General features: G+C 64.2%; 12 protein-coding genes. 10 read left to right on the top strand and 2 right to left on the bottom strand.

The features are described from left to right. Both VJS90_RS17470 and VJS90_RS17465 read right to left on the bottom strand, forming a co-directional pair. Nucleotides 1-2643 carry a T6SS effector BTH_I2691 family protein gene (locus VJS90_RS17470; protein WP_324122896.1) on the bottom strand — a complete coding sequence of 881 codons (2643 nt, stop codon included), beginning with the start codon at nt 2641-2643 and terminating at the stop codon, nt 1-3. Between the two features lie 257 nt (nt 2644-2900). Further along, nucleotides 2901-5348 (bottom strand): penicillin-binding protein 1A, encoded by a 2448-nt coding sequence (locus VJS90_RS17465; RefSeq protein ID WP_414704954.1) that lies wholly within the window; start codon nt 5346-5348, stop codon nt 2901-2903. A gap of 189 nt (nt 5349-5537) precedes the next feature. Between VJS90_RS17465 and pilM the strand changes: the two genes are divergently transcribed. The 10 genes from pilM to hemE all read left to right on the top strand — a co-directional run bounded on the left by pilM (nt 5538) and on the right by hemE (nt 20052). Beyond that, nucleotides 5538-6452: a type IV pilus assembly protein PilM gene (gene pilM, locus VJS90_RS17460; protein ID WP_324122894.1), complete on the top strand. Its 915-nt coding sequence runs from the start codon at nt 5538-5540 to the stop codon at nt 6450-6452. Then, nucleotides 6452-6988, top strand: a complete 537-nt coding sequence (locus VJS90_RS17455; protein WP_324122893.1) for a PilN domain-containing protein — start codon at nt 6452-6454, stop codon at nt 6986-6988. The genes pilM and VJS90_RS17455 overlap by 1 nt, the downstream gene beginning before the upstream one ends. Nucleotides 6989-7053: 65 nt before the next feature. Continuing rightward, nucleotides 7054-8010, top strand: a complete 957-nt coding sequence (locus VJS90_RS17450) for a pilus assembly protein PilP (RefSeq protein ID WP_324122892.1) — start codon at nt 7054-7056, stop codon at nt 8008-8010. Next, entirely contained in the window at nt 7952-9202 is a 1251-nt protein-coding gene (locus VJS90_RS17445) for a type IV pilus secretin PilQ (protein ID WP_324123244.1), read from the top strand. The genes VJS90_RS17450 and VJS90_RS17445 overlap by 59 nt, the downstream gene beginning before the upstream one ends. A 4-nt stretch (nt 9203-9206) precedes the next feature. Beyond that, entirely contained in the window at nt 9207-9725 is a 519-nt protein-coding gene (gene aroK, locus VJS90_RS17440) for a shikimate kinase AroK (RefSeq protein ID WP_324122891.1), read from the top strand. 99 nt (nt 9726-9824) lie between these two features. Then, the gene (gene aroB, locus VJS90_RS17435) at nt 9825-10922 is read left to right on the top strand and encodes a 3-dehydroquinate synthase (RefSeq protein WP_324122890.1); all 1098 of its coding nucleotides are present in this window, start codon (nt 9825-9827) and stop codon (nt 10920-10922) included. Between the two features lie 15 nt (nt 10923-10937). Next, complete coding sequence (locus VJS90_RS17430) at nt 10938-12515, top strand: SPOR domain-containing protein (protein ID WP_324122889.1); 1578 nt, start codon at nt 10938-10940, stop codon at nt 12513-12515. Between the two features lie 373 nt (nt 12516-12888). Further along, nucleotides 12889-17334 (top strand): glutamate synthase large subunit, encoded by a 4446-nt coding sequence (gene gltB / locus VJS90_RS17425; protein ID WP_324122888.1) that lies wholly within the window; start codon nt 12889-12891, stop codon nt 17332-17334. A gap of 124 nt (nt 17335-17458) precedes the next feature. Beyond that, on the top strand, nt 17459-18877 hold the full coding sequence (locus VJS90_RS17420; RefSeq protein WP_324122887.1) for an FAD-dependent oxidoreductase: 1419 nt from the start codon (nt 17459-17461) through the stop codon (nt 18875-18877). Between the two features lie 110 nt (nt 18878-18987). Continuing rightward, entirely contained in the window at nt 18988-20052 is a 1065-nt protein-coding gene (gene hemE, locus VJS90_RS17415) for a uroporphyrinogen decarboxylase (RefSeq protein WP_324122886.1), read from the top strand. Nucleotides 20053-20075 lie beyond the last annotated feature (23 nt).

Here is a 20075-nt window from a genome sequence, read left to right as displayed (position 1 = left end):
TTATTTAACCGTAGCGAAGGATTGGTACAGGCTTTTCAGTTCTTTCTCCTGATCGGTGAAAGGCTTCCATAAACCGCTCGTACTGAGTGCTCTTAAGGAACTGTGGCGACACCAGCTTTCGAGGTCGTCGGGAGCGATGATATAGATCGCAATCGCAGTAACTACGCCCGCCACAGTGGCCCACCCTAGCGCCAAACCGAGGATGGCGGTTATTTCGGGAGCTGCCAAAGTTGCCGACCACCTAATGATAAATGGCAAGGCGCGTCGTGCCAGATTTCTTTCTGTTACAGTCAATAGCCATTCCAAATAGGGGCCAGCGGTAGATAAAGCGAGCGCACTAACCAGTCCGGTGATGCCCAGCGTCACGATGGTTTGCGCCAGGTATGCAGTCGCGAGGGTATATTGTTGTTTGCTGAACGCATTCTCGGCGTCCATGAATGAGAAAGCGGCCGACACACCGCCAGACACCAACGTCAGTGACCCCGACCATAGTCTCAGCCCCCCCAGCACGATGGATGCGCCACGCCCCACCACGGTGGAAGGCGCATACCGGGTAGCCACATACCCCACTCCCGTGGCTGCCAGTTCAAGCCCTGCCGCTGCAGTGATCAGCGCGGCGGCTGTCAGCTCCGCATATTCCCTCGAACCTTTATCCGCGCCGCCCGCCTTGGTCAGCAACACAACCGATTCGATGGTCGCCACGATCACGCCCACACGTAGCTTATAGAATTGCCCGCCGCCGCTATTCTGGAAGTCGTTGGTCAGTGTTTCGCGGACGCGGTTGATGTGCGAGTTGACTTGACCCGCGACCCGGGCTTCGTTGGCGGTCGCCCCCGCGGCAGCCAGGTCCTGCAGCCGCAGACGGGTCACTGCCTCGCCCAGGTTGGCATGGATAAACCCGAGCATGGGCGCCAGCAGGTGTCGATCAACGGCGTTGGTGGGCAGCAGTTTGAACAGGTACTGATGCGCCTGTGCAAACAGGGTCAGCGAGCGCGTGAGCCGGGCGCGGTCCAGCCACGGCTGACTATGGTCCGCCATGGCCGCTTCGACGGCGGCATCCGATTTGGCCAGCAGGTCGGCGACGATCTTGAAGTTGGCGTTCTGCGCGCCCAGCATCGTGAGCATGGTGCTGGCTGTCAGCGGCTCGTCTTCCTTCGCGTTGGCCAAGGCTTGCCGGGTGGCCTGCTCGATCTGCGCGTTGTTACGGGTCAGGGCACGCCAGGCGAGGTTGCGCTCGTCGATAGTGATGTCCGACCACCAACCCGCCAAGTAGGACGCACCGCTCTCGCAGGCATTCATGCCGATCAGGCACAGCCCCATCTGTTCGGTGAACGCCTGGCCCCAGACGGGATTGCGTCGGTCGTACAGGGCGAGCGCGTCCTTGAGCAGGTCGCTGGACAGCCAGGCCAGGTGATCGATCGAGCGCAGGTCCATCAGTGCCTGGGCCTGCTTGTCCCTGCGTGCGAACTCGGCCTGGACATTGGCCTTGGCGCCGTCCCAGTCGAGCAGTACCTGATAGCGATCAAAGGCGTTCAGTGACTCCTGGGTAGCCTGATCACGCACTCTCTGCGGATCATGGCGCTGCGCTTCCTGTTCGAGGTCAACGAAGCTGACTCCAAGGCGGGCGGTGTCCCGGGCGTCGAAGTGGGCCGATCTCAGCCTGGCTGCGGCGTTATCGACGGCTTTGTCGATATAGCCCTTCTGCATCGCCTCCTTGATATTGTCGAGCGCCTGCGCCACGGCGTAGCGGCGTTCATTGGTGATGCCGTCCTTGTCCGGCGTCTGTAGCCAGGCGCGGTTGATCTCGATCGCGTCGTTTCGCCACGCATTGAGCTCCTGAACGATGCCCACGGCATCGTTGAGAACGACGGCGCAGCCCTGCCTGGCGATCAGTTCGCGGCGGCACTGGGCCAATACACCGCTCATGTCCTGAGCGGCTTCCCCCGGCGCATGCGGATCACGGAAGGGTGGAAATGCCTGGCGCTCCAGTGCCTCGCGAGCTTTGGGATTCTGGCCTGCCAGGTATTCCGCGACCGTTGAGTCCAGCGCGTCGGGTCCCAGCACATCGTCGGCGAAGGAGCAGCTGTGTGACAGGACGCGCAGGTCGAAGCGCTGCAGCAGGTCTCGGAAGGCACTCACGTCGCGGTAGCGAGCGAGCATGTCGGGACTTAGCGGGTCGTGCGTGAACAGCAGGCGGGCTTCTTCGATGTCTTCGGGATCGACCACGGTGATCGTCCAGCGGCCAAGGTTCTGGATCCCGGGAATAGCCTGGCCAGGTTCGTGAGGGAACACCGGCTGAAGCAGACCGCTGTGATGCACCCGGTAGGTGGCTTCGCAGGCGTAGTCCTTGGCGCGGCGCTTGACGAAGACATAGACGTAGCCCTGGCGCAGGCAGCGCACGGCGTAGCGCGCGTGCGCGAGCGGTGTCTGCCTGACTGCGGTGCCGAGGTTGGGTGGCAGCTCCGGAGTGAGCAGTGCTGCGCCTTGCGGGTCCGGGCTGCCGATGATGCCGTAGCGCAGGGGCAGCAGCGTGATCGAGCGCTTGCAATCAACGACCGGGCTGGGGGCGGCATCGCTACGGGTGCTGTTGGCGACCTTGCGGCTGTAGGCCAGGAGGTCGGCGATAGGGTCGGTGCCAGTCATGAGCGCTGGTGCTCCTGGAGGTGTTCGGGGCCGGCATACGAGCTTGATGAGTAGCGCATGGGATGAGCTTCCTGCAGATCCGGGGGAAGGCGCGCCGGTGCGGCTACACGATCTCGCGATGATGGATTTCCAGGCCAGGGGCGGAAAGCGGACGCTTCCGAAGGGGATGTAAGACATTTCTCTCTGGAGCGGGGGATGCCCAGAAAATGAAAAGCCCCGGCTGAAGAACCGGGGCTTTTTTGTGACCGCTGTGAGGCCTAGAACAGATCCATCGGCGCCGCTTCATCCGCTGGCAGCGGGCTGCCCGGTGCCGCGCCGTTGCCCAGTTCGTTCACCGACGGCGGCGAGTCCTCGGCCTTGAACAGCTCGAAGTAGGCGTTCGGAGTGCTCGGGGTGGCGGCGCGGCCGCTGATGGGGTCGACGCGCAGGCTGAGAATACCCTCGGGCTGCGCGGGGGTGTGGCTGGGCTTGTCCTTCAGGGCGGCGCCCATGAAGTTCATCCAGATCGGCAGCGACACGGTGCCACCGTACTCGCGGCGACCCAGGGTCTCCGGCTGGTCGAAGCCGCTCCACACGGTGGTGACGTAGTCGGCGTTGTAGCCGGAGAACCAGGCGTCCTTGGACTCGTTGGTGGTACCGGTCTTGCCAGCCAGGTCGTCACGGCCCAGTGCCATGGCGCGGCGGCCGGTGCCGCGCTTGATCACATCCTGCAGCATGCTGGTGAGGATGTAGGTGGTGCGTCCGTCGATAATGCGCTCGGCGACCGCAGGCACCTGGAACGCGCCAGTCGCCTCGCCACCGGTGTCCGGCGCCTCGCCAGGCAGGTGGGTGTCGATGGGCTGTTCCGGCGCGGCAATGCCGGCCTGGTCCTGGTTGCCCTGCGGCACGCTGGGCGGATTGGCGGTGAACAGGGTCTCGCCGTTGCGGCTGTCGATGCGATCGATCAGGTACGGCGCAACCTTGTAGCCGCCGTTGGCAAACGTGCTCCAGCCGGTGGCGATCTCCATCGGTGTCAGCGTGGCGGTACCCAAGGCGAGCGACAGGTTGCGCGGCAGGTCCTGCTTGTTGAAGCCGAACTTGGCGATGTAGTCGATGGTACGGTCGACGCCCATGGCCTGCAGCAGGCGGATCGACACCAGGTTGCGCGACTTGTACAGCGCTTCGCGCATGCGGATCGGGCCGAGGAAGGTGTTGGTGTCGTTCTTCGGACGCCAGACCTTGTCCAGGTACTCGTCGACGAACACGATCGGTGCGTCGTTGACCAGGCTGGAGGCGGTGTAGCCACTGTCCAGCGCGGCGCTATAGATGAACGGCTTGAAGCTCGAGCCCGGCTGGCGCTTGGCCTGCATCGCGCGGTTGTAGTTGCTCTGCTCGAAGGAGAAGCCGCCGACCAGGGCGCGAATGGCGCCGCTCCTGGGGTCGAGGGTCACCAGCGCGCTCTGCGCGCCCGGCACCTGGCTGAACTTGAGGCTGCCGTCCTCAAGCCGTTGCAGGCGCACCAGGTCGCCCACCTGGGCAACATCGGAAGGCTGCTGCGGCGCGCGGCCCTGGCTGTTGCTGTTGATGTAGGGGCGCGCCCATTTCATGGTGTCCCAGGCAACCTGTTCTTCCTTGCCGGCGCGGGTCAGAACCGTCAGGCCGGTCTTTTCGACCTGAGTGACGATGGCCGGCTCCAGGCCACCGAGCGGACGCTGGCGGGCCATTTCCTGCACCCAGGCGGCGCGGGTCTTGCCGGGGAAGCGCGTTTCCGGGCCACGGTAGCCGTGGCGTTCATCATAGTCGGTGAGGCCGTCGAGCACGGCGCGGTTGGCCATGCCCTGCAGGTCGCTGGGCACCGTGGTGGTGACGCGGAAACCTTCGGTATAGGCATCGCTGCCGTAGCGGCCAACCATCTCGGCACGGGCCATCTCGGCGATGTAAGGAGCATTCACCTCAGGGGCCGGCACGTGATAGCTGGCGTTCAGCGGCTCGGCCAGGGCGGCCTGGTAGCTGGCCTCGTCGATCTTGCCGAGGCGGTACATGCGCCCGAGGATCCAGTCGCGGCGCTCTTTGGCGCGCACCGGGTTGGCCAGCGGGTTGAAGCGCGACGGCGCCTTGGGCAGGCCAGCGATCATGGCCATCTGCGCCAGGCTCACATCGCGAATCGACTTGCCATAGTAGACCTGCGCCGCGGCGTCGATACCGTAGGCGCGGTTACCCAGGTAGATCTTGTTGACGTACAGCTCAAGGATCTCGTCCTTGGTCAGCTGACGTTCAATCTGCAGCGCCAGGAGAATTTCCGTGGTCTTGCGCGAGAAGCTTCGTTCGCTGCTGAGGAAGAAGTTCTTCGCCACCTGCATGGTGATCGTGCTGCCACCGCTCTGGATATGCCCGGATTTCACCAGCTGGGTGGCCGCGCGCATCAGACTGCTCGGATCGACGCCGTAGTGGTTGAGGAAATTGTCGTCTTCGGCTGACAGAAGCGCCTGAATGAACTGTGGGGGAATTTCAGCGAAACGGATCGGCGAGCGGCGCATCTCGCCAAACTCGGCGATCAGCTTGCCGTCACTGCTGTAGACCCTCAGCGGTATCTGCAACTGGATGCTTCGAAGCGCATCGACGGATGGCAGGGTGGGGCTAAGATACAGAAACGCACCACTCACACCGAGTACGAGCGCACAGATGACGGCGACGAAAGACCACCAGAAGAACTTCAGCAGGCGTATCAAGGCTTTGGGATGTCCAGGTTGAAAAGTGGGTTGCGCGCGGGGCCGGCGGACAAGGAAAAACGCTGGCCAGTATAAGCATTTTTGCCTCGGTCCGGGTGACCGGCGGGGAGGTGCGTTGATCGCGGCTGTCGACAAGACGCCCCGCGATCGGCACCACATTTTGCAGTAACCAATAAGGGAAAAACGATGCTTGGACGCTTTGGCAGGGATGCCGGTTCACTTCTCGGGCTGGAAATAGCCCCCGATTCCATTCGACTGCTGCAATTGCAGCGGCGGCGAGGACGTTGCCAGGTCACTGCCTGGGCCGTCGAACCACTCGAAATGACCGCCATTCGTGACGGCTGGATCAGCGATCCGGCGCCCGTGGTAGCCGCCTTGCGCAAGGCCCACCAGCGAGCGGGCAGCAGCCAGCGGCGGGTTGCCGTGGCGATGCCGGGCTCGCAGGTGATCAGCAAGGTGCGCCGTTTGTCGGCGGGGCTGGATGACACCCAGATCGAAGCGCAATTGCTGGCCGAGGCCGACCAGTTCATTCCCTTTCCGCTCGACGATACCGCCCTCGATTTCCAGGTGCTTGGCCCCAGCCCCGAGCAGCCGGATTGTGTGGAGGTGGCGGTCGCCGCCTGTCGGCAAAGCCACCTCGACCCGCTGGAGCAGGTGCTCGCCGCGGCCGGTCTGCAGGCGCGGCTGGTGGACATCGATAGCCTGGCCCTGCGGCGCGTCATGCCGGCCGCGGCGAAGGTGCTGGTGCAACTGGAGGCCGACCGCGTGACGCTACATGCCTGGCATGACGGGCCGTTGCCGTTGCGCCAGGAGTTGCGGCTGGGCGGTACGGGTGCGGCGTCTTCGACCCCAGGCAGCATCGAGCATTGGCTCACATGCGCAGTGCAGGGCTTGCAGGTCGATGAGCTGCTGCTGGCGGGCGCCGGTGCCGCGGACATTGATGTGCAGGCGTTGCTGCAGGAGCGCCCGGCACTCAGTATCCGGGAGGTAGAGCCGCTGGCGGGCCTGGACCTGACGGCCCTGCCTGATGCTGGTGCCCTGGCTGCCGCGAGCGCATCGATGGCCATGGCCTGCGGGCTGGCCTTGGGAGGGCTGCGCTGATGCTGAGGCTGAACCTGCTGCCCTGGCGTGAGCGCCGGCGCCTTGCCGCGGTCCGGCGGTTCCAGGCCACGCTGGTCGGTGCCATGCTCGTGGCGCTTTGCGGTGTCGTGTTTCTCGATCAGCTCGGCCGCCAGCGCCTGCAGATGCAGGCGCGCGACAATGCTCGCGCCCAGGCAGAGCTGGTCATCATGGACGGGCGATTAACGGAAATAGCCGCGCTTGAGCAGTCATACGCCGAACTGAACGAAAACCAGGCGCTGCTTGCCGGGCTGCGCGCGGGTGAAGGACAGGCTTCAGCGCTACTCGCGCAGCTTGAACAGGTGATGCCGGAGGGGTTGTACCTGAGCAGCCTGCAATTGCTCGGTAACCAGGTCCAGCTCGAAGGCCTTGCTGCCTCGGGCACGTTGGTTGTTCAGCTGATACGCGGCCTCCAGGGCGAACGCCTGCTGCACGAAGTCGATCTGGAGCAGTTGCGCAGCGAGCCCAAGGGCGAGGGTTTCCGCCTCTCGGCGAACATCCGGACACCCTGGTCATGAACTGGAGTTGGCGCCCGGATTGGCAACATCTGTCCCGATGGCCACCGGTCTTCAGGATCTCGCTGTTGGCCTTGCTGATGCTGGTGGTGCTCGGGCTTGGCTATGTGGCGCGCCTGCATGCCTTGCGTGTGGAGTTTGCCCGCGGCACGGAGCATGCCCACCGGCTGCATAAGGAGCTGGAGGGCAAAGCCCTGCGCGCGGGCCAGCTCGGCACGGTGAAGGCCTCACTGGATCGTCTGCGCCAGCAGCTTCAGGACACGCGTTGGCGGCTAGCCGCGGGCGGCGACATGGCTGAGCTGCTGGAGGACCTGTCCAGGCTGGGTCACGAGCAGGGTCTGGTGTTCGAACAGGTGGATGTGCTGAAGAGCACCGTCGAGCCGGGATACCGGACCGTCCCCTTGAAGCTGCAAGTCATCGGCCGCTACCCGGCTCTGCGCGTCTGGCTGGACCAGTGGCTAGGCCAGCTTCGTCTGTTGCGCGTGCAGCAATTGCGCCTGGACACGGTAAAGGGTGAGCCCGGTCTGCTGCGCATGCACCTGCAGGTAAACACGTTCCATGCCGGCCAGGACGCCATTGAGGTTCCGCGTTCACTGGCCGCCGAACCGGCGCGGGCGGTCGTCAGCGCGCCCGTCATCGATCCTTTTCGGCGTAGCAGCGGTAGCGCCACGGCCAATCCCCTGGTCAGCGTGCCGCTCGAGCAACTGGAGATGGTCGGCAGCCTGGCCAGCCAGGGCGAGCACCAGGCCTTGCTACGCCTGGACGGCACCGTGCACCGCGTGCGTAGAGGGGATCGCGTGGGCCGTGCGGACGGGCGTGTGATCCGCATAGACGACCATCAGGTCGAGGTGCTCGAACGCTCGTACGTCGGTGGGCAGGGTTGGCTGGAACAATCGCGGTACCTGGCCCTCAGGAAGAGGGCGGTCACGGAGATCACGGATGAGCATGAAAGCAATCGCGCTGCTGATGTTGCTGGCGATCCTGCCGGTACGGGCCATGGAGGTGACGCAGACGTCCGCGGCTGAACCGCTGTCGCTCAATTTCCAGGACGTCGAGGTGCGCGCGGTGTTGCAGATACTGGCTGACTTCGCCGGGATCAACCTGGTGGCCAGTGACTCGGTACAAGGCAATATCACCCTGCGCTTGCAGGACGTGCCCTGGGAGCAAGCGCTGGATCTGGTGCTGCGCAGCAGGGGGCTTGGCAGGCGGGAGGTGGGGAATGTGCTGTTGGTGGCGCCCGCGTCCGAGCTGGCCGAGCAGGCGCGCGAGGCCAGGCTCGGCGTTGAGCAGGATGCGCAATCGCAGCCATTGCAGCGCGAGCTGCTGGCGATCCATCACGCCAATGCCAGTGACCTGGCCGAGCTGCTGCTGGCCGCGCTGGCCGACGATGGCATTCTTGCCGGGCGTGGCAGCCTGACCGTCGATGCACGCACCAACACGCTGGTGGCCACCCAGCCCGCCGAGCGGCTCGCCGAACTGCGCCAGCTGGTCGCGCGCCTGGATGTTCCCCTGCGCCAGGTGATGATCGAGGCGCGCATCGTCGAGGCCAATGTCGACTACGAGCGCAGCCTGGGTGTGCGCTGGGGCCGGTCACTGGCGCCCGGCGGCAGCGGCCTGGGCGGCGATGTGTTCGTCGACCTCGGCGCCGAAGGAGCCACTGCCAGCCTCGGGGTGGGCCTGTTGCGCAGTGACGTGCTGCTCGACCTTGAGCTCAGCGCCATGGAAAAAAGCGGCAACGGCGAGATCATCTCCCAACCCAAGGTTGTCACGGCGGACAAGGAAACCGCCAGGATCCTCAAGGGCACGGAGGTGCCCTACCAGGAGACCAGCGGCAGCGGCGCCACGTCGGTGTCCTTTCGCGAGGCCTCGCTGTCGCTCGAAGTGACTCCGCAGATCACCCCCGGTAATGGCGTGATCATGGCGGTCAAGGTGACCAAGGACGAACCCGACTACCTCAATGCCCAAGGCAACGTGCCGGCTATCCGCAAGAACGAGGTCAACGCCAAGGTCAGCGTGGGCGACGGGCAGACCATCGTGATCGGCGGCGTGTACTCCACCGTGCAAAGTAATGTGGTCGACAAGGTGCCATTTCTGGGCGATCTGCCGTATGTTGGGCGGCTGTTTCGACGCGATGCATTACAAGAGAAAAAATCCGAGCTGCTGGTCTTCCTGACTCCGCGTATCATGGATGACCAGGCGATTGCTGTGAGTCGTTGATTCTGTGCGAAATTTGATACTTGTGGGGCCGATGGGGGCTGGCAAAAGCACCATTGGGCGCCTGTTGGCCAAAGAGCTGCGCCTGTTGTTCAAGGATTCCGACAAGGAAATCGAACTGCGAACCGGCGCCAATATCCCGTGGATCTTCGACAAGGAAGGCGAACCGGGCTTTCGCGACCGCGAGCAGGCGATGATTGCCGAGCTGTGCGGCCTCGATGGCGTGGTCCTGGCCACCGGTGGCGGAGCCGTGATGCGCGAGGCCAATCGCCGTGCGCTGCACGCGGGCGGGCGCGTGGTCTACCTGCACGCCTCGGTCGAGCAACAGGTGGGACGTACCGCCCGCGACCGTAACCGGCCCCTGCTGCGAACCGCCAACCCGGAGGCCACGCTGCGGGCCTTGCTCGAGGCGCGCGACCCGCTGTACCGCGAGATCGCCGACCTGGTGGTGGAGACCGACGAACGGCCGCCGCGCATGGTGGTGCTCGATATCCTGGATCGCTTGCAGCAGTTGCCCCCTCGCTAAGCCGGGACTATTCTCGGCGGCCTGCCAGGCCGAGGCGGGGCTCAACGTTACCGCGCGGGTCGAGCGTCGATGCCGCGCCCTAGTTCATTGTGGGGATACATGCAGACACTTAAGGTCGACCTGGGCGAACGTAGCTACCCGATCTACATTGGCGAAGGCCTGCTGGACCAGCCAGAGTTGCTGGCCCCGCACATTGCCGGGCGGCAGGTCGCCATCGTCTCCAACGAGACCGTGGCCCCTCTCTACCTCGAGCGTCTTGCCCGAACCCTGGGCGCCTACTCGGTGCTGCCGGTGGTGCTCCCCGATGGCGAGGCCTACAAGAACTGGGAAACCCTGCAACTGATCTTCGACGCACTGCTCACCGCGCGCCACGACCGGCGCACCACGGTGGTGGCCCTGGGCGGCGGCGTCATCGGCGACATGGCGGGCTTCGCGGCCGCCTGCTACCAGCGTGGCGTGGACTTCATCCAGGTGCCGACGACCCTGCTGTCCCAGGTCGATTCGTCGGTGGGCGGCAAGACGGGCATCAATCACCCGCTGGGCAAGAACATGGTCGGCGCCTTCTACCAGCCCAACGCCGTGCTGATCGACACCACCAGCCTGGCCACCTTGCCGGCGCGCGAGCTGTCGGCGGGCCTGGCGGAAGTCATCAAGTACGGCCTGATCTGCGACGAGCCCTTCATGGGCTGGCTTGAAGCGAACATGACCGCGCTGCGCGATCTTGATACCGCGGCGCTGACCGAAGCCATTCGTCGCTCCTGCGCCGCCAAGGCGGCGGTGGTGGGCGCGGACGAGCGCGAGTCGGGCGTACGGGCCACGCTGAACCTTGGCCACACCTTTGGCCATGCCATCGAGGCCCACATGGGCTATGGCGTCTGGTTGCACGGTGAAGCCGTGGCGGCCGGCACGGTCATGGCGCTGGAGATGTCGATGCGCCTGGGCTGGATCGACCAGCCTGCGCGTGATCGCGGTATTCGCCTGCTCAAGGATGCAGGTCTGCCGGTGGTGCCCCCACAGGAAATGACCCCGGCGCATTTCATGGAGCACATGGCGGTCGACAAGAAGGTGCTCGATGGCCGCCTGCGCCTGGTGCTGTTGCGCCAGCTGGGCGAGGCCGTGATCACCGACGACTATCCGAAAGAGATTCTTCAGGCCACCCTGGCCGCGGATTACCGCGCGATTGTGGCCCAGCTTTGAGGTTGTGACAGCGTGATGACTAGTTTGCATGCCGATGAGGCCTTCCTTGGCCACTACCAGTTGAACCACGACCCGTTCGCGGCTCGAGTCCCAGGCTTCAAGTTCTTTCCGGCCCAGCGCAAGCCGGTGCTGGGGCAGTTGCACCACCTGGCGCGCTATAGCCAGCTGATGCTGGTGGTCACAGGCCCCCTGGGCAGTGGCAAGACGCTCTTGCGCCAGGCCCTGGTCGCCAGCACCAACAAGCAGTCCGTGCAGAGCGTGGTGGTCTCCGCCCGTGGCGCGACCGATGCGGCAAGCGTCCTGCGTCAGGTGGCCCAGTCGTTGAAGGTTGCCCAGGCGGAAGTCACGCCGATTCTCAGCCAGGTGGTCCAGCTGGCGCTTACCGGCCAGGAAGTCTATTTGCTGGTGGACGATGCGGAACAACTCGACGAGTCGGCACTCCAAGCGTTGCTGGAGCTGGCGGCGGGCACTCCTGAAGGGCGTCCGCACGTGTTCCTGTTTGGCGAACCCTCACTGATCGCTGGTCTGGATGAGCTCACTGCGGAGCAGGAACGTATCCATGTCATCGAGCTCGCCCCTTACAGCGAGGAAGAGACCCGCGAGTACCTCGAGCAGCGCCTGGATGGCGCTGGCCGTGGGATCGAGGTGTTCACTCGTGAGCAGGTCGCCGAGATCCACCAACATTCCGATGGCTGGCCTGGGGCAATCAACCAGGTCGCTCGTGATACCTTGATCGAAGCCATGCTCGCCAGCCGAAACTCGGCCAAGCGACCATCCATGGGGTTCAATATGCCTAAGAAACATGTGCTGGCACTGTCCGCTGTCGTTGTCGTCGCTGTTGCCGCAGCGGTGCTGATGCCCAAGAAAGGCGACCACGCGCCGACCGATGCCCCTGCCGAGCAGGCCCAGCTGCCGCTGGGTGAAGGCAAGCCGGGCAATGCCCAGTCAAACAATGGCAATCCGGCCATTGAGTTCTCCGGGTCCTCGCAGCCAACCCCGCTGCCTTTGGTAGGGCAGTCGCAGCCAGTAATGCGCGAGCCGTTGGCTCAGGCCGCGGGCATGGGCGAGGGCGAGGAAAGCAGCCCCGCCGGCGAGACCGCGCTGCAGCCGCCGACCGTCACTACTACCGCGCCGCCACAAGGCATGGCACCAGGCCCAGCGCCATCGCAGACGCCCGCGCAGCCGGTAGCACCTGTTGAAAAACCGGTCGCCATCCAACCGGCCAAGCCGGTTGCACCTGCCGCCAAGCCTGCGCCGGCGCCGACCCAGGTTGCCAGCGCCAAGCCTGCCGAAAAAGCGACGGCCGGTGGCGGCTGGTATGCGGGCCAGAAGCCGGGCAACTATGTGGTGCAGATCCTGGGTACCAGCTCCGAGGCATCGGCTCAGTCCTACGTCAAAGCGCAGGGCGGCGAGTACCGCTACTTCAAGAAAACCCTGCAGGGCAAGCCCCTCTATGTGATCACCTACGGCAGCTTTGCCAGCCGCGATGCAGCACTCGCTGCAATCAAAACCTTGCCAGCCAAGGTCCAGGCTGGTAAACCTTGGCCTCGTACTGTCGCCAGCGTCCAACAAGAGCTGGCAACAGCTCGCTGAGATCCCTTCCGGGCGGCACCACCCCCGCCGCCCAGTTGCTGAGCGACTCCTGATTTCGTCAAGCCTGCTGCGCCAACGTGCGGCAGGCTTGTCTGTCCCAGACTGCCGGCCACAAGCCTCTGTTGCAGTCCAGGCTGAAACGCTTCAGACTCCAGCTAGGCCGTACCACGGAAATCGGCTAAAAACATTCATAATTGAGACATAAGTTTTCAGTCATGCGACATGAAAATTTGTGAGCTTCCCCGACGCTGTGCAACAATGGTTTCCCATTGGCCACCGCAAAAAGCTGGCATTTGATCGGCGTGGATGGTAAGTGGTTGTACTAAAAAGAGATTTGCCTACATCGAGAGGCGAACCTGGTGAGAATGTGTCTATGAAAACAGGTCTGTACCATCCAGAAGAATTCAAGGATAACTGTGGTTTCGGCCTGATTGCCCACATGACGGGCGAGCCGAGCCACCACCTTTTGCAAACGGCCATGCAGGCGTTGACGTGCATGACCCACCGCGGTGGCATCAACGCCGACGGCAAGACCGGCGACGGCTGCGGCCTGCTGATGCAAAAGCCTGATCAGTTCCTGCGGGCCAAGGCCCAGGAGCACTTTGCCGTCGAACTGCCCAAGCAGTACGCCGTCGGCATGGTGTTCTTCAACCAGGACCCGGTGCGCGCCGAAGCCGCCCGCGCCAACATGGACCGCGAAATCCTCGCGGCCGGCCTGCAACTGGTGGGCTGGCGCAAGGTGCCGATCGATACCAGCGTGCTTGGCCGCCTGGCCCTGGAGCGCCTGCCGCAGATCGAGCAGGTGTTCATCGCGGGCGATGGCCTGAGCGACCAGGAATTCGCCATCAAGCTGTTCAGCGCCCGTCGCCGTTCGTCGGTGGCCAACGCCGAGGACAGCGACCACTACATCTGCAGCTTCTCGCACAAGACCATCATCTACAAAGGCCTGATGATGCCGGCAGACCTTGCCGCCTTCTATCCGGACCTGGGTGACGAGCGCCTGCAGACCGCGATCTGCGTGTTCCACCAGCGTTTCTCCACCAACACTCTGCCGAAATGGCCGCTGGCTCAGCCATTCCGCTTCCTCGCCCACAATGGCGAGATCAACACCATCACCGGTAACCGCAACTGGGCCGTGGCCCGCCGCACCAAGTTCACCAACGAACTGATCCCGGACCTCGAAGAGCTCGGCCCGCTGGTCAACCGCGTGGGCTCCGACTCGTCGAGCATGGACAACATGCTCGAGCTGATGGTCACCGGTGGCATCGACCTGTTCCGCGGCGTGCGGATGATCATTCCGCCGGCGTGGCAGAACGTCGAGACCATGGACGCCGACCTGCGCGCCTTCTACGAATACAACTCCATGCACATGGAGCCGTGGGACGGCCCGGCCGGCGTGGTCATGACCGAAGGCCGCCACGCGGTCTGCCTGCTCGACCGCAACGGCCTGCGCCCGGCGCGCTGGGTGACCACCACCAACGGCTACATCACCCTGGCGTCGGAAATCGGCGTGTGGGACTACAAGCCCGAGGACGTGATCGCCAAGGGCCGCGTGGGTCCGGGCCAGATCTTCGCCGTCGATACCGAGACCGGCCAGATCCTCGACACCGATGCCATCGACAACCGCCTCAAGTCGCGTCACCCGTACAAGCGCTGGTTGCGCCAGAACGCCATGCGTATCCAGGCGACCCTGAGCGACGACCAGGGCCCGGCCAGCTATGACGCTGACCAGCTCAAGCAGTACATGAAGATGTTCCAGGTCACCTTCGAGGAGCGTGACCAGGTACTGCGTCCGCTGGGTGAGCAGGGCCAGGAGGCCGTGGGTTCGATGGGCGACGATACGCCGATGGCGATCCTCTCCCAGCGCGTGCGTTCGCCCTACGACTATTTCCGCCAGCAGTTCGCGCAGGTCACCAACCCGCCGATCGACCCGCTGCGCGAAGCGATCGTGATGTCGCTGGAAATCTGCCTGGGCGCCGAGCGCAATATCTTCCAGGAATCCCCGGAGCATGCCTCGCGGGTCATCCTCAGCTCGCCGGTCATCTCGCCCGCCAAGTGGCGCTCGCTGATGAACCTGGAGCGCGAAGGCTTCGACCGCCAGTTGATCGACCTCAACTACGAGCAGGGCCTGGGCCTGGAAGCGGCCATTCGCAATATCGCCGACCAGGCCGAGGAAGCTGTGCGTGCCGGCAAGACCCAGCTGGTGCTCAGCGACCGCTACATCGCCCCGGGCAAGCTGCCGGTGCATGCATCGCTGGCCGTTGGCGCGGTTCACCACCGCCTGACCGAACAGGGCCTGCGCTGCGACAGCAACATCCTGGTCGAGACCGCCACCGCCCGCGACCCGCATCACTTTGCCGTGCTGCTCGGCTTCGGCGCCTCGGCGGTGTATCCGTACCTGGCCTATGAAGTGCTGGCCGACCTGATCCGTACCGGCGAAGTGCTGGGCGATCTGGACGAAGTCTTCAAGTACTACCGCAAAGGCATCTCCAAGGGACTGCTGAAGATCCTGTCGAAGATGGGTATCTCCACCGTTGCTTCCTACCGGGGTGCGCAGCTGTTCGAGGCCGTCGGCCTGTCGGACGAAGTGGTCGGCCTGAGCTTCCGTGGCGTTGCCAGCCGCATCAAGGGCGCGCGCTTCGTCGACATCGAGAACGAGCAGAAGCTGCTCGCCGCCGAAGCCTGGAGCGCGCGCAAGCCGATCCAGCAAGGTGGCTTGTTGAAGTTCGTGCACGGTGGCGAGTATCACGCCTACAACCCTGACGTGGTCAACACCCTGCAGGCCGCCGTGCAGCAGGGCGACTTCGCCAAGTTCAAGGAATACACAGCGCTGGTCGACCAGCGCCCGGTGTCGATGATCCGCGACCTGCTCAAGGTCAAGGTGGCCGATCAGCCGCTGGCCGTCGAAGAAGTCGAGCCGCTCGAAGCCATTCTCAAACGCTTCGATTCCGCCGGTATCTCACTGGGCGCCTTGTCGCCAGAAGCTCACGAAGCGCTGGCCGAGGCCATGAACCGCCTGGGCGCGCGCTCCAACTCGGGCGAGGGCGGCGAAGACCCGTCCCGCTACGGCACCATCCGCAGCTCGAAGATCAAGCAGGTGGCCACTGGCCGCTTTGGCGTCACCCCAGAGTACCTGGTCAACGCTGAAGTGCTGCAGATCAAGGTTGCCCAGGGCGCCAAGCCCGGCGAAGGCGGCCAGCTGCCGGGCGGCAAGGTCAACGGCCTGATCGCGCGTCTGCGCTATGCGGTGCCGGGCGTGACGCTGATCTCGCCGCCGCCGCACCACGACATCTATTCGATCGAAGACCTGGCCCAGCTGATCTACGACCTCAAGCAGGTCAATCCGCAGGCGCTGGTGTCGGTCAAGCTGGTGGCGGAGGCCGGTGTCGGCACCATTGCCGCGGGCGTGGCCAAGGCTTATGCCGACCTCATCACCATCTCCGGCTACGACGGCGGCACCGGCGCTTCGCCGCTGACCTCGATCAAGTATGCGGGGGCCCCATGGGAGCTCGGCCTGGCCGAGACCCATCAGACCCTGCGCGGCAACGACCTGCGTGGCAAGGTCCGGGTGCAGACCGACGGCGGCCTGAAAACCGGCCTCGACGTGATCAAGGCGGCCATTCTCGGCGCCGAAAGCTTCGGCTTCGGCACCGCGCCGATGATCGCCCTGGGCTGCAAGTACCTGCGCATCTGCCACCTGAACAACTGCGCCACCGGCGTCGCGACCCAGAACGACAAGCTGCGCAAGGATCATTACATCGGCACCGTCGACATGGTGGTGAACTTCTTCACCTTCGTCGCCGAGGAAACCCGTGAGTGGCTGGCCAAGCTGGGCGTGCGCAGCCTGGGAGAGCTGATCGGGCGCACCGACCTGCTGGAAATGCTGCCGGGTGAAACCGAGAAGCAGCAGCACCTGGACCTCAGCCCGCTGCTGGGCAGTCCCCATGTGCCGGCCGACAAGCCGCAGTTCTGCGAGGTTGACCGCAACCCGCCGTTCGACAAGGGCGAGCTGGCCGAGAAGATGGTCGAGATGGCCCTCCCTGCGATCCGCGACCGGTCCGGTGGCGAGTTCAGCCTGAACATCTGCAACTGCGACCGCTCGATCGGCGCGCGCATCTCTGGCGAGATCGCACGCTTGCACGGCAACCAGGGCATGGCGTCGGCGCCGATCACCTTCCGCTTCAACGGTACGGCCGGGCAGAGCTTTGGTGTGTGGAACGCCGGCGGTCTGAACCTGTACCTCGAAGGCGATGCCAACGACTACGTCGGCAAGGGCATGACCGGTGGCAAAGTGACGATCGTGCCACCAGCCGGCAGCCCGTTCGAAACCCAGCACAGTGCCATTGTCGGCAACACCTGCCTGTACGGCGCCACGGGCGGCAAGCTGTTCGCCGCCGGTACCGCGGGCGAGCGCTTTGCCGTGCGCAACTCGGGTGCCCATGCCGTCGTCGAGGGCACGGGCGATCACTGCTGTGAATACATGACCGGTGGCTTTGTCTGCGTCCTGGGCAAGACCGGTTACAACTTCGGTTCTGGCATGACGGGCGGCTTCGCCTATGTGCTCGACATGGACAATAGCTTCGTCGACAAGCTCAACCACGAGCTGGTGGAAATCCAGCGTATCAGTGGTGAAGCGATGGAGGCGTACCGCAGCCATCTGGCGCGTGTCCTTGGCGAATACGTGGAAGAGACCGGCAGCGAATGGGGGCGTGAGCTCTTCGAGAACCTGGACGACTACGTGCGGCGCTTCTGGCTGGTCAAGCCCAAGGCGGCCAACCTCAAGCAACTGCTGTCCAGCACCCGTGCCAACCCGCAGTAAAGAACAGCTGCAAGTGGCGAGCATCAGGCTGCAGGAAACAGCAGCCTGAAGTTCGCCGGGCTTAAGTGATCGTCTTGCAGCTTGCAGCGTGATGCTTGCAACTGCGGTTAAGAGGTTTTTGAAAATGGCTGAACGTCTGAGTAACGACTTCCAGTTCATCGAGGTCGGGCGTAAAGACCCGAAGAAGAAGCTGCTGCGCCAGCGCAAGAAAGAGTTCGTCGAGATCTACGAGCCCTTCAAGCCCCAGCAGTCGACCGAGCAGGCCCACCGCTGCCTGGGTTGCGGCAACCCGTATTGCGAGTGGAAGTGCCCGGTGCACAACTTCATTCCGAACTGGCTCAAGCTGGTGTCGGAAGGCAACATCCTGGCCGCGGCCGAGCTGTCGCACCAGACCAACACCCTGCCGGAGGTGTGCGGCCGCGTGTGCCCGCAAGACCGCTTGTGCGAGGGTGCCTGCACCCTGAACGACGGTTTCGGCGCCGTGACCATCGGTTCGGTGGAGAAATACATCACCGACACGGCCTTCGCCATGGGCTGGCGCCCGGACGTGTCCAAGGTCAAGCCGACCGGCAAGCGCGTCGCCGTGATCGGCGCCGGCCCTGCCGGCCTGGGTTGCGCCGATGTGCTGGTGCGCGCCGGGGTGACCCCGGTGGTGTTCGACCGCAACCCGGAGATCGGTGGCCTGCTGACCTTCGGCATCCCGGAGTTCAAGCTGGAAAAGACCGTGCTGAGCAATCGCCGCGAAGTCTTCACCGGCATGGGCATCGAGTTCCGCCTCAACACCGAGATTGGCAAAGACATCACCCTGGAGCAGTTGCTCGCTGAATACGATGCCGTGTTCATGGGCATGGGCACCTACACCTACATGAAGGGCGGTTTCCCCGGCGAAGACCTGCCAGGGGTGCACGACGCACTGGATTTCCTGGTCGCCAACGTCAATCGCAACCTGGGCTTCGAGAAGTCGCCTGAAGACTTCATCGACATGCAGGGCAAGAAGGTCGTGGTACTGGGCGGTGGCGACACCGCGATGGACTGCAACCGCACCTCCATTCGCCAAGGCGCCAAGCAGGTCACCTGCGCCTACCGCCGCGACGAGGCGAACATGCCAGGTTCGCGCAAAGAGGTGAAGAACGCCAAGGAAGAAGGCGTGAAGTTCCTCTACAACCGCCAGCCGATCGCAATCGTGGGTGAAGACAAGGTTGAAGGCGTGAAGGTGGTCGAGACCCGTCTCGGCGAGCCGGATGCCCGCGGCCGTCGCAGTCCCGAGCCGATTCCAGGTTCCGAGGAGATCCTGCCGGCCGACGCGGTGGTGATCGCCTTCGGTTTCCGTCCAAGCCCTGCGCCATGGTTCGAGCAGTTCGGTATCCAGACCGACAGCCAGGGCCGTGTGGTGGCGCCGGAGCAGGGCGCCTTCAAGCACCAGACCAGCAACCCGAAGATTTTCGCCGGTGGCGATATGGTGCGCGGCTCGGACCTGGTGGTGACGGCGATCTTCGAAGGGCGCAATGCGGCCGAGGGGATTCTGGATTACCTGGAAGTCTGAAGGCTTAATCTATTGATCCAATCGGTTCGATAGACAAAAGGCACGGCAACCGCCGTGCCTTTTCCGTTGGTGTCTGAGAAAATGCCTGCACTTTTCTGCCGGATGCCGACATGACTGCCCTGAAGAACGATCGTTTCCTGCGTGCGCTGCTCAAGCAGCCCGTGGACGTGACCCCTGTCTGGATGATGCGCCAGGCCGGCCGCTACCTTCCTGAGTACCGCGCCAGCCGCGCCAAGGCCGGTGACTTCATGAGCCTGTGCATGAACCCGCAGTTCGCCTGCGAGGTCACGATGCAGCCACTGGACCGCTACCCGCTGGACGCTGCGATCCTGTTCTCCGATATCCTCACCATTCCCGACGCGATGGGCCAGGGCCTGTACTTCGAGACCGGTGAAGGTCCGCGCTTCAAGAAAGTCGTCAGCACCCTGGCCGACATCGAAGCCCTGCCGATCCCCGATCCGCACAAGGACCTGGGCTACGTCATGGACGCGGTCAGCACTATCCGCCGCGAGCTCAATGGCCGCGTGCCGTTGATCGGCTTCTCCGGCAGCCCCTGGACCCTGGCCACCTACATGGTCGAAGGCGGCTCGTCGAAGGACTTCCGCAAGACCAAGGCGATGCTCTACGACAATCCCCAGGCCATGCACCTGCTGCTCGACAAGCTCGCGCAGTCGGTCACCAGCTATCTCAATGGGCAGATCCAGGCTGGCGCGCAGGCCGTGCAGATCTTCGATACCTGGGGCGGCAACCTGTCGGCGGCGGCGTACCAGGAGTTCTCGCTGGCCTACATGCGCAAGATCGTCAGCGGCCTGATCCGCGAGCACGACGGGCGCAAGGTGCCGGTGATCCTCTTCACCAAGAACGGCGGCCTGTGGCTCGAGAGCATCGCCGAGGCCGGCGCCGATGCGCTGGGCCTGGACTGGACCTGCGACATCGGCGATGCCCGCCGCCGCGTGGGCGACAAGGTCGCGCTGCAGGGCAACATGGACCCGACCGTGCTCTACGCCAAGCCCGAGGCGATTCGTGCCGAAGTGGGCCGGATCCTGGCCAGCTACGGCGAAGGCAGCGGCCATGTGTTCAACCTGGGGCACGGGATCACCCCGGAAGTCGATCCAGAGCATGCCGGTGCGTTCATCAACGCCGTGCACGAACTGTCTGCGCAATATCACCAGTAAACCGGTGACCCACAAAAAACCGG

Source organism: Pseudomonas sp. (assembly GCF_035277045.1).
In the GTDB taxonomy this organism is placed as follows: Bacteria; Pseudomonadota; Gammaproteobacteria; order Pseudomonadales; family Pseudomonadaceae; genus Aquipseudomonas.
This window is presented reverse-complemented; position numbering and strand designations above follow the sequence as displayed.

Excerpts from the sequence above, each read along its gene's own strand:
- VJS90_RS17470 (WP_324122896.1), bottom strand. The coding sequence starts at position 2,643 with ATGACTGGCACCGACCCTATCGCCGACCTCCTGGCCTACAGCCGCAAG.
- pilM (WP_324122894.1), top strand. The coding sequence starts at position 5,538 with ATGCTTGGACGCTTTGGCAGGGATGCCGGTTCACTTCTCGGGCTGGAA.
- VJS90_RS17455 (WP_324122893.1), top strand. The coding sequence starts at position 6,452 with ATGCTGAGGCTGAACCTGCTGCCCTGGCGTGAGCGCCGGCGCCTTGCC.
- VJS90_RS17445 (WP_324123244.1), top strand. The coding sequence starts at position 7,952 with ATGTTGCTGGCGATCCTGCCGGTACGGGCCATGGAGGTGACGCAGACG.
- aroB (WP_324122890.1), top strand. The coding sequence starts at position 9,825 with ATGCAGACACTTAAGGTCGACCTGGGCGAACGTAGCTACCCGATCTAC.
- VJS90_RS17430 (WP_324122889.1), top strand. The coding sequence starts at position 10,938 with ATGACTAGTTTGCATGCCGATGAGGCCTTCCTTGGCCACTACCAGTTG.
- gltB (WP_324122888.1), top strand. The coding sequence starts at position 12,889 with ATGAAAACAGGTCTGTACCATCCAGAAGAATTCAAGGATAACTGTGGT.
- VJS90_RS17420 (WP_324122887.1), top strand. The coding sequence starts at position 17,459 with ATGGCTGAACGTCTGAGTAACGACTTCCAGTTCATCGAGGTCGGGCGT.
- hemE (WP_324122886.1), top strand. The coding sequence starts at position 18,988 with ATGACTGCCCTGAAGAACGATCGTTTCCTGCGTGCGCTGCTCAAGCAG.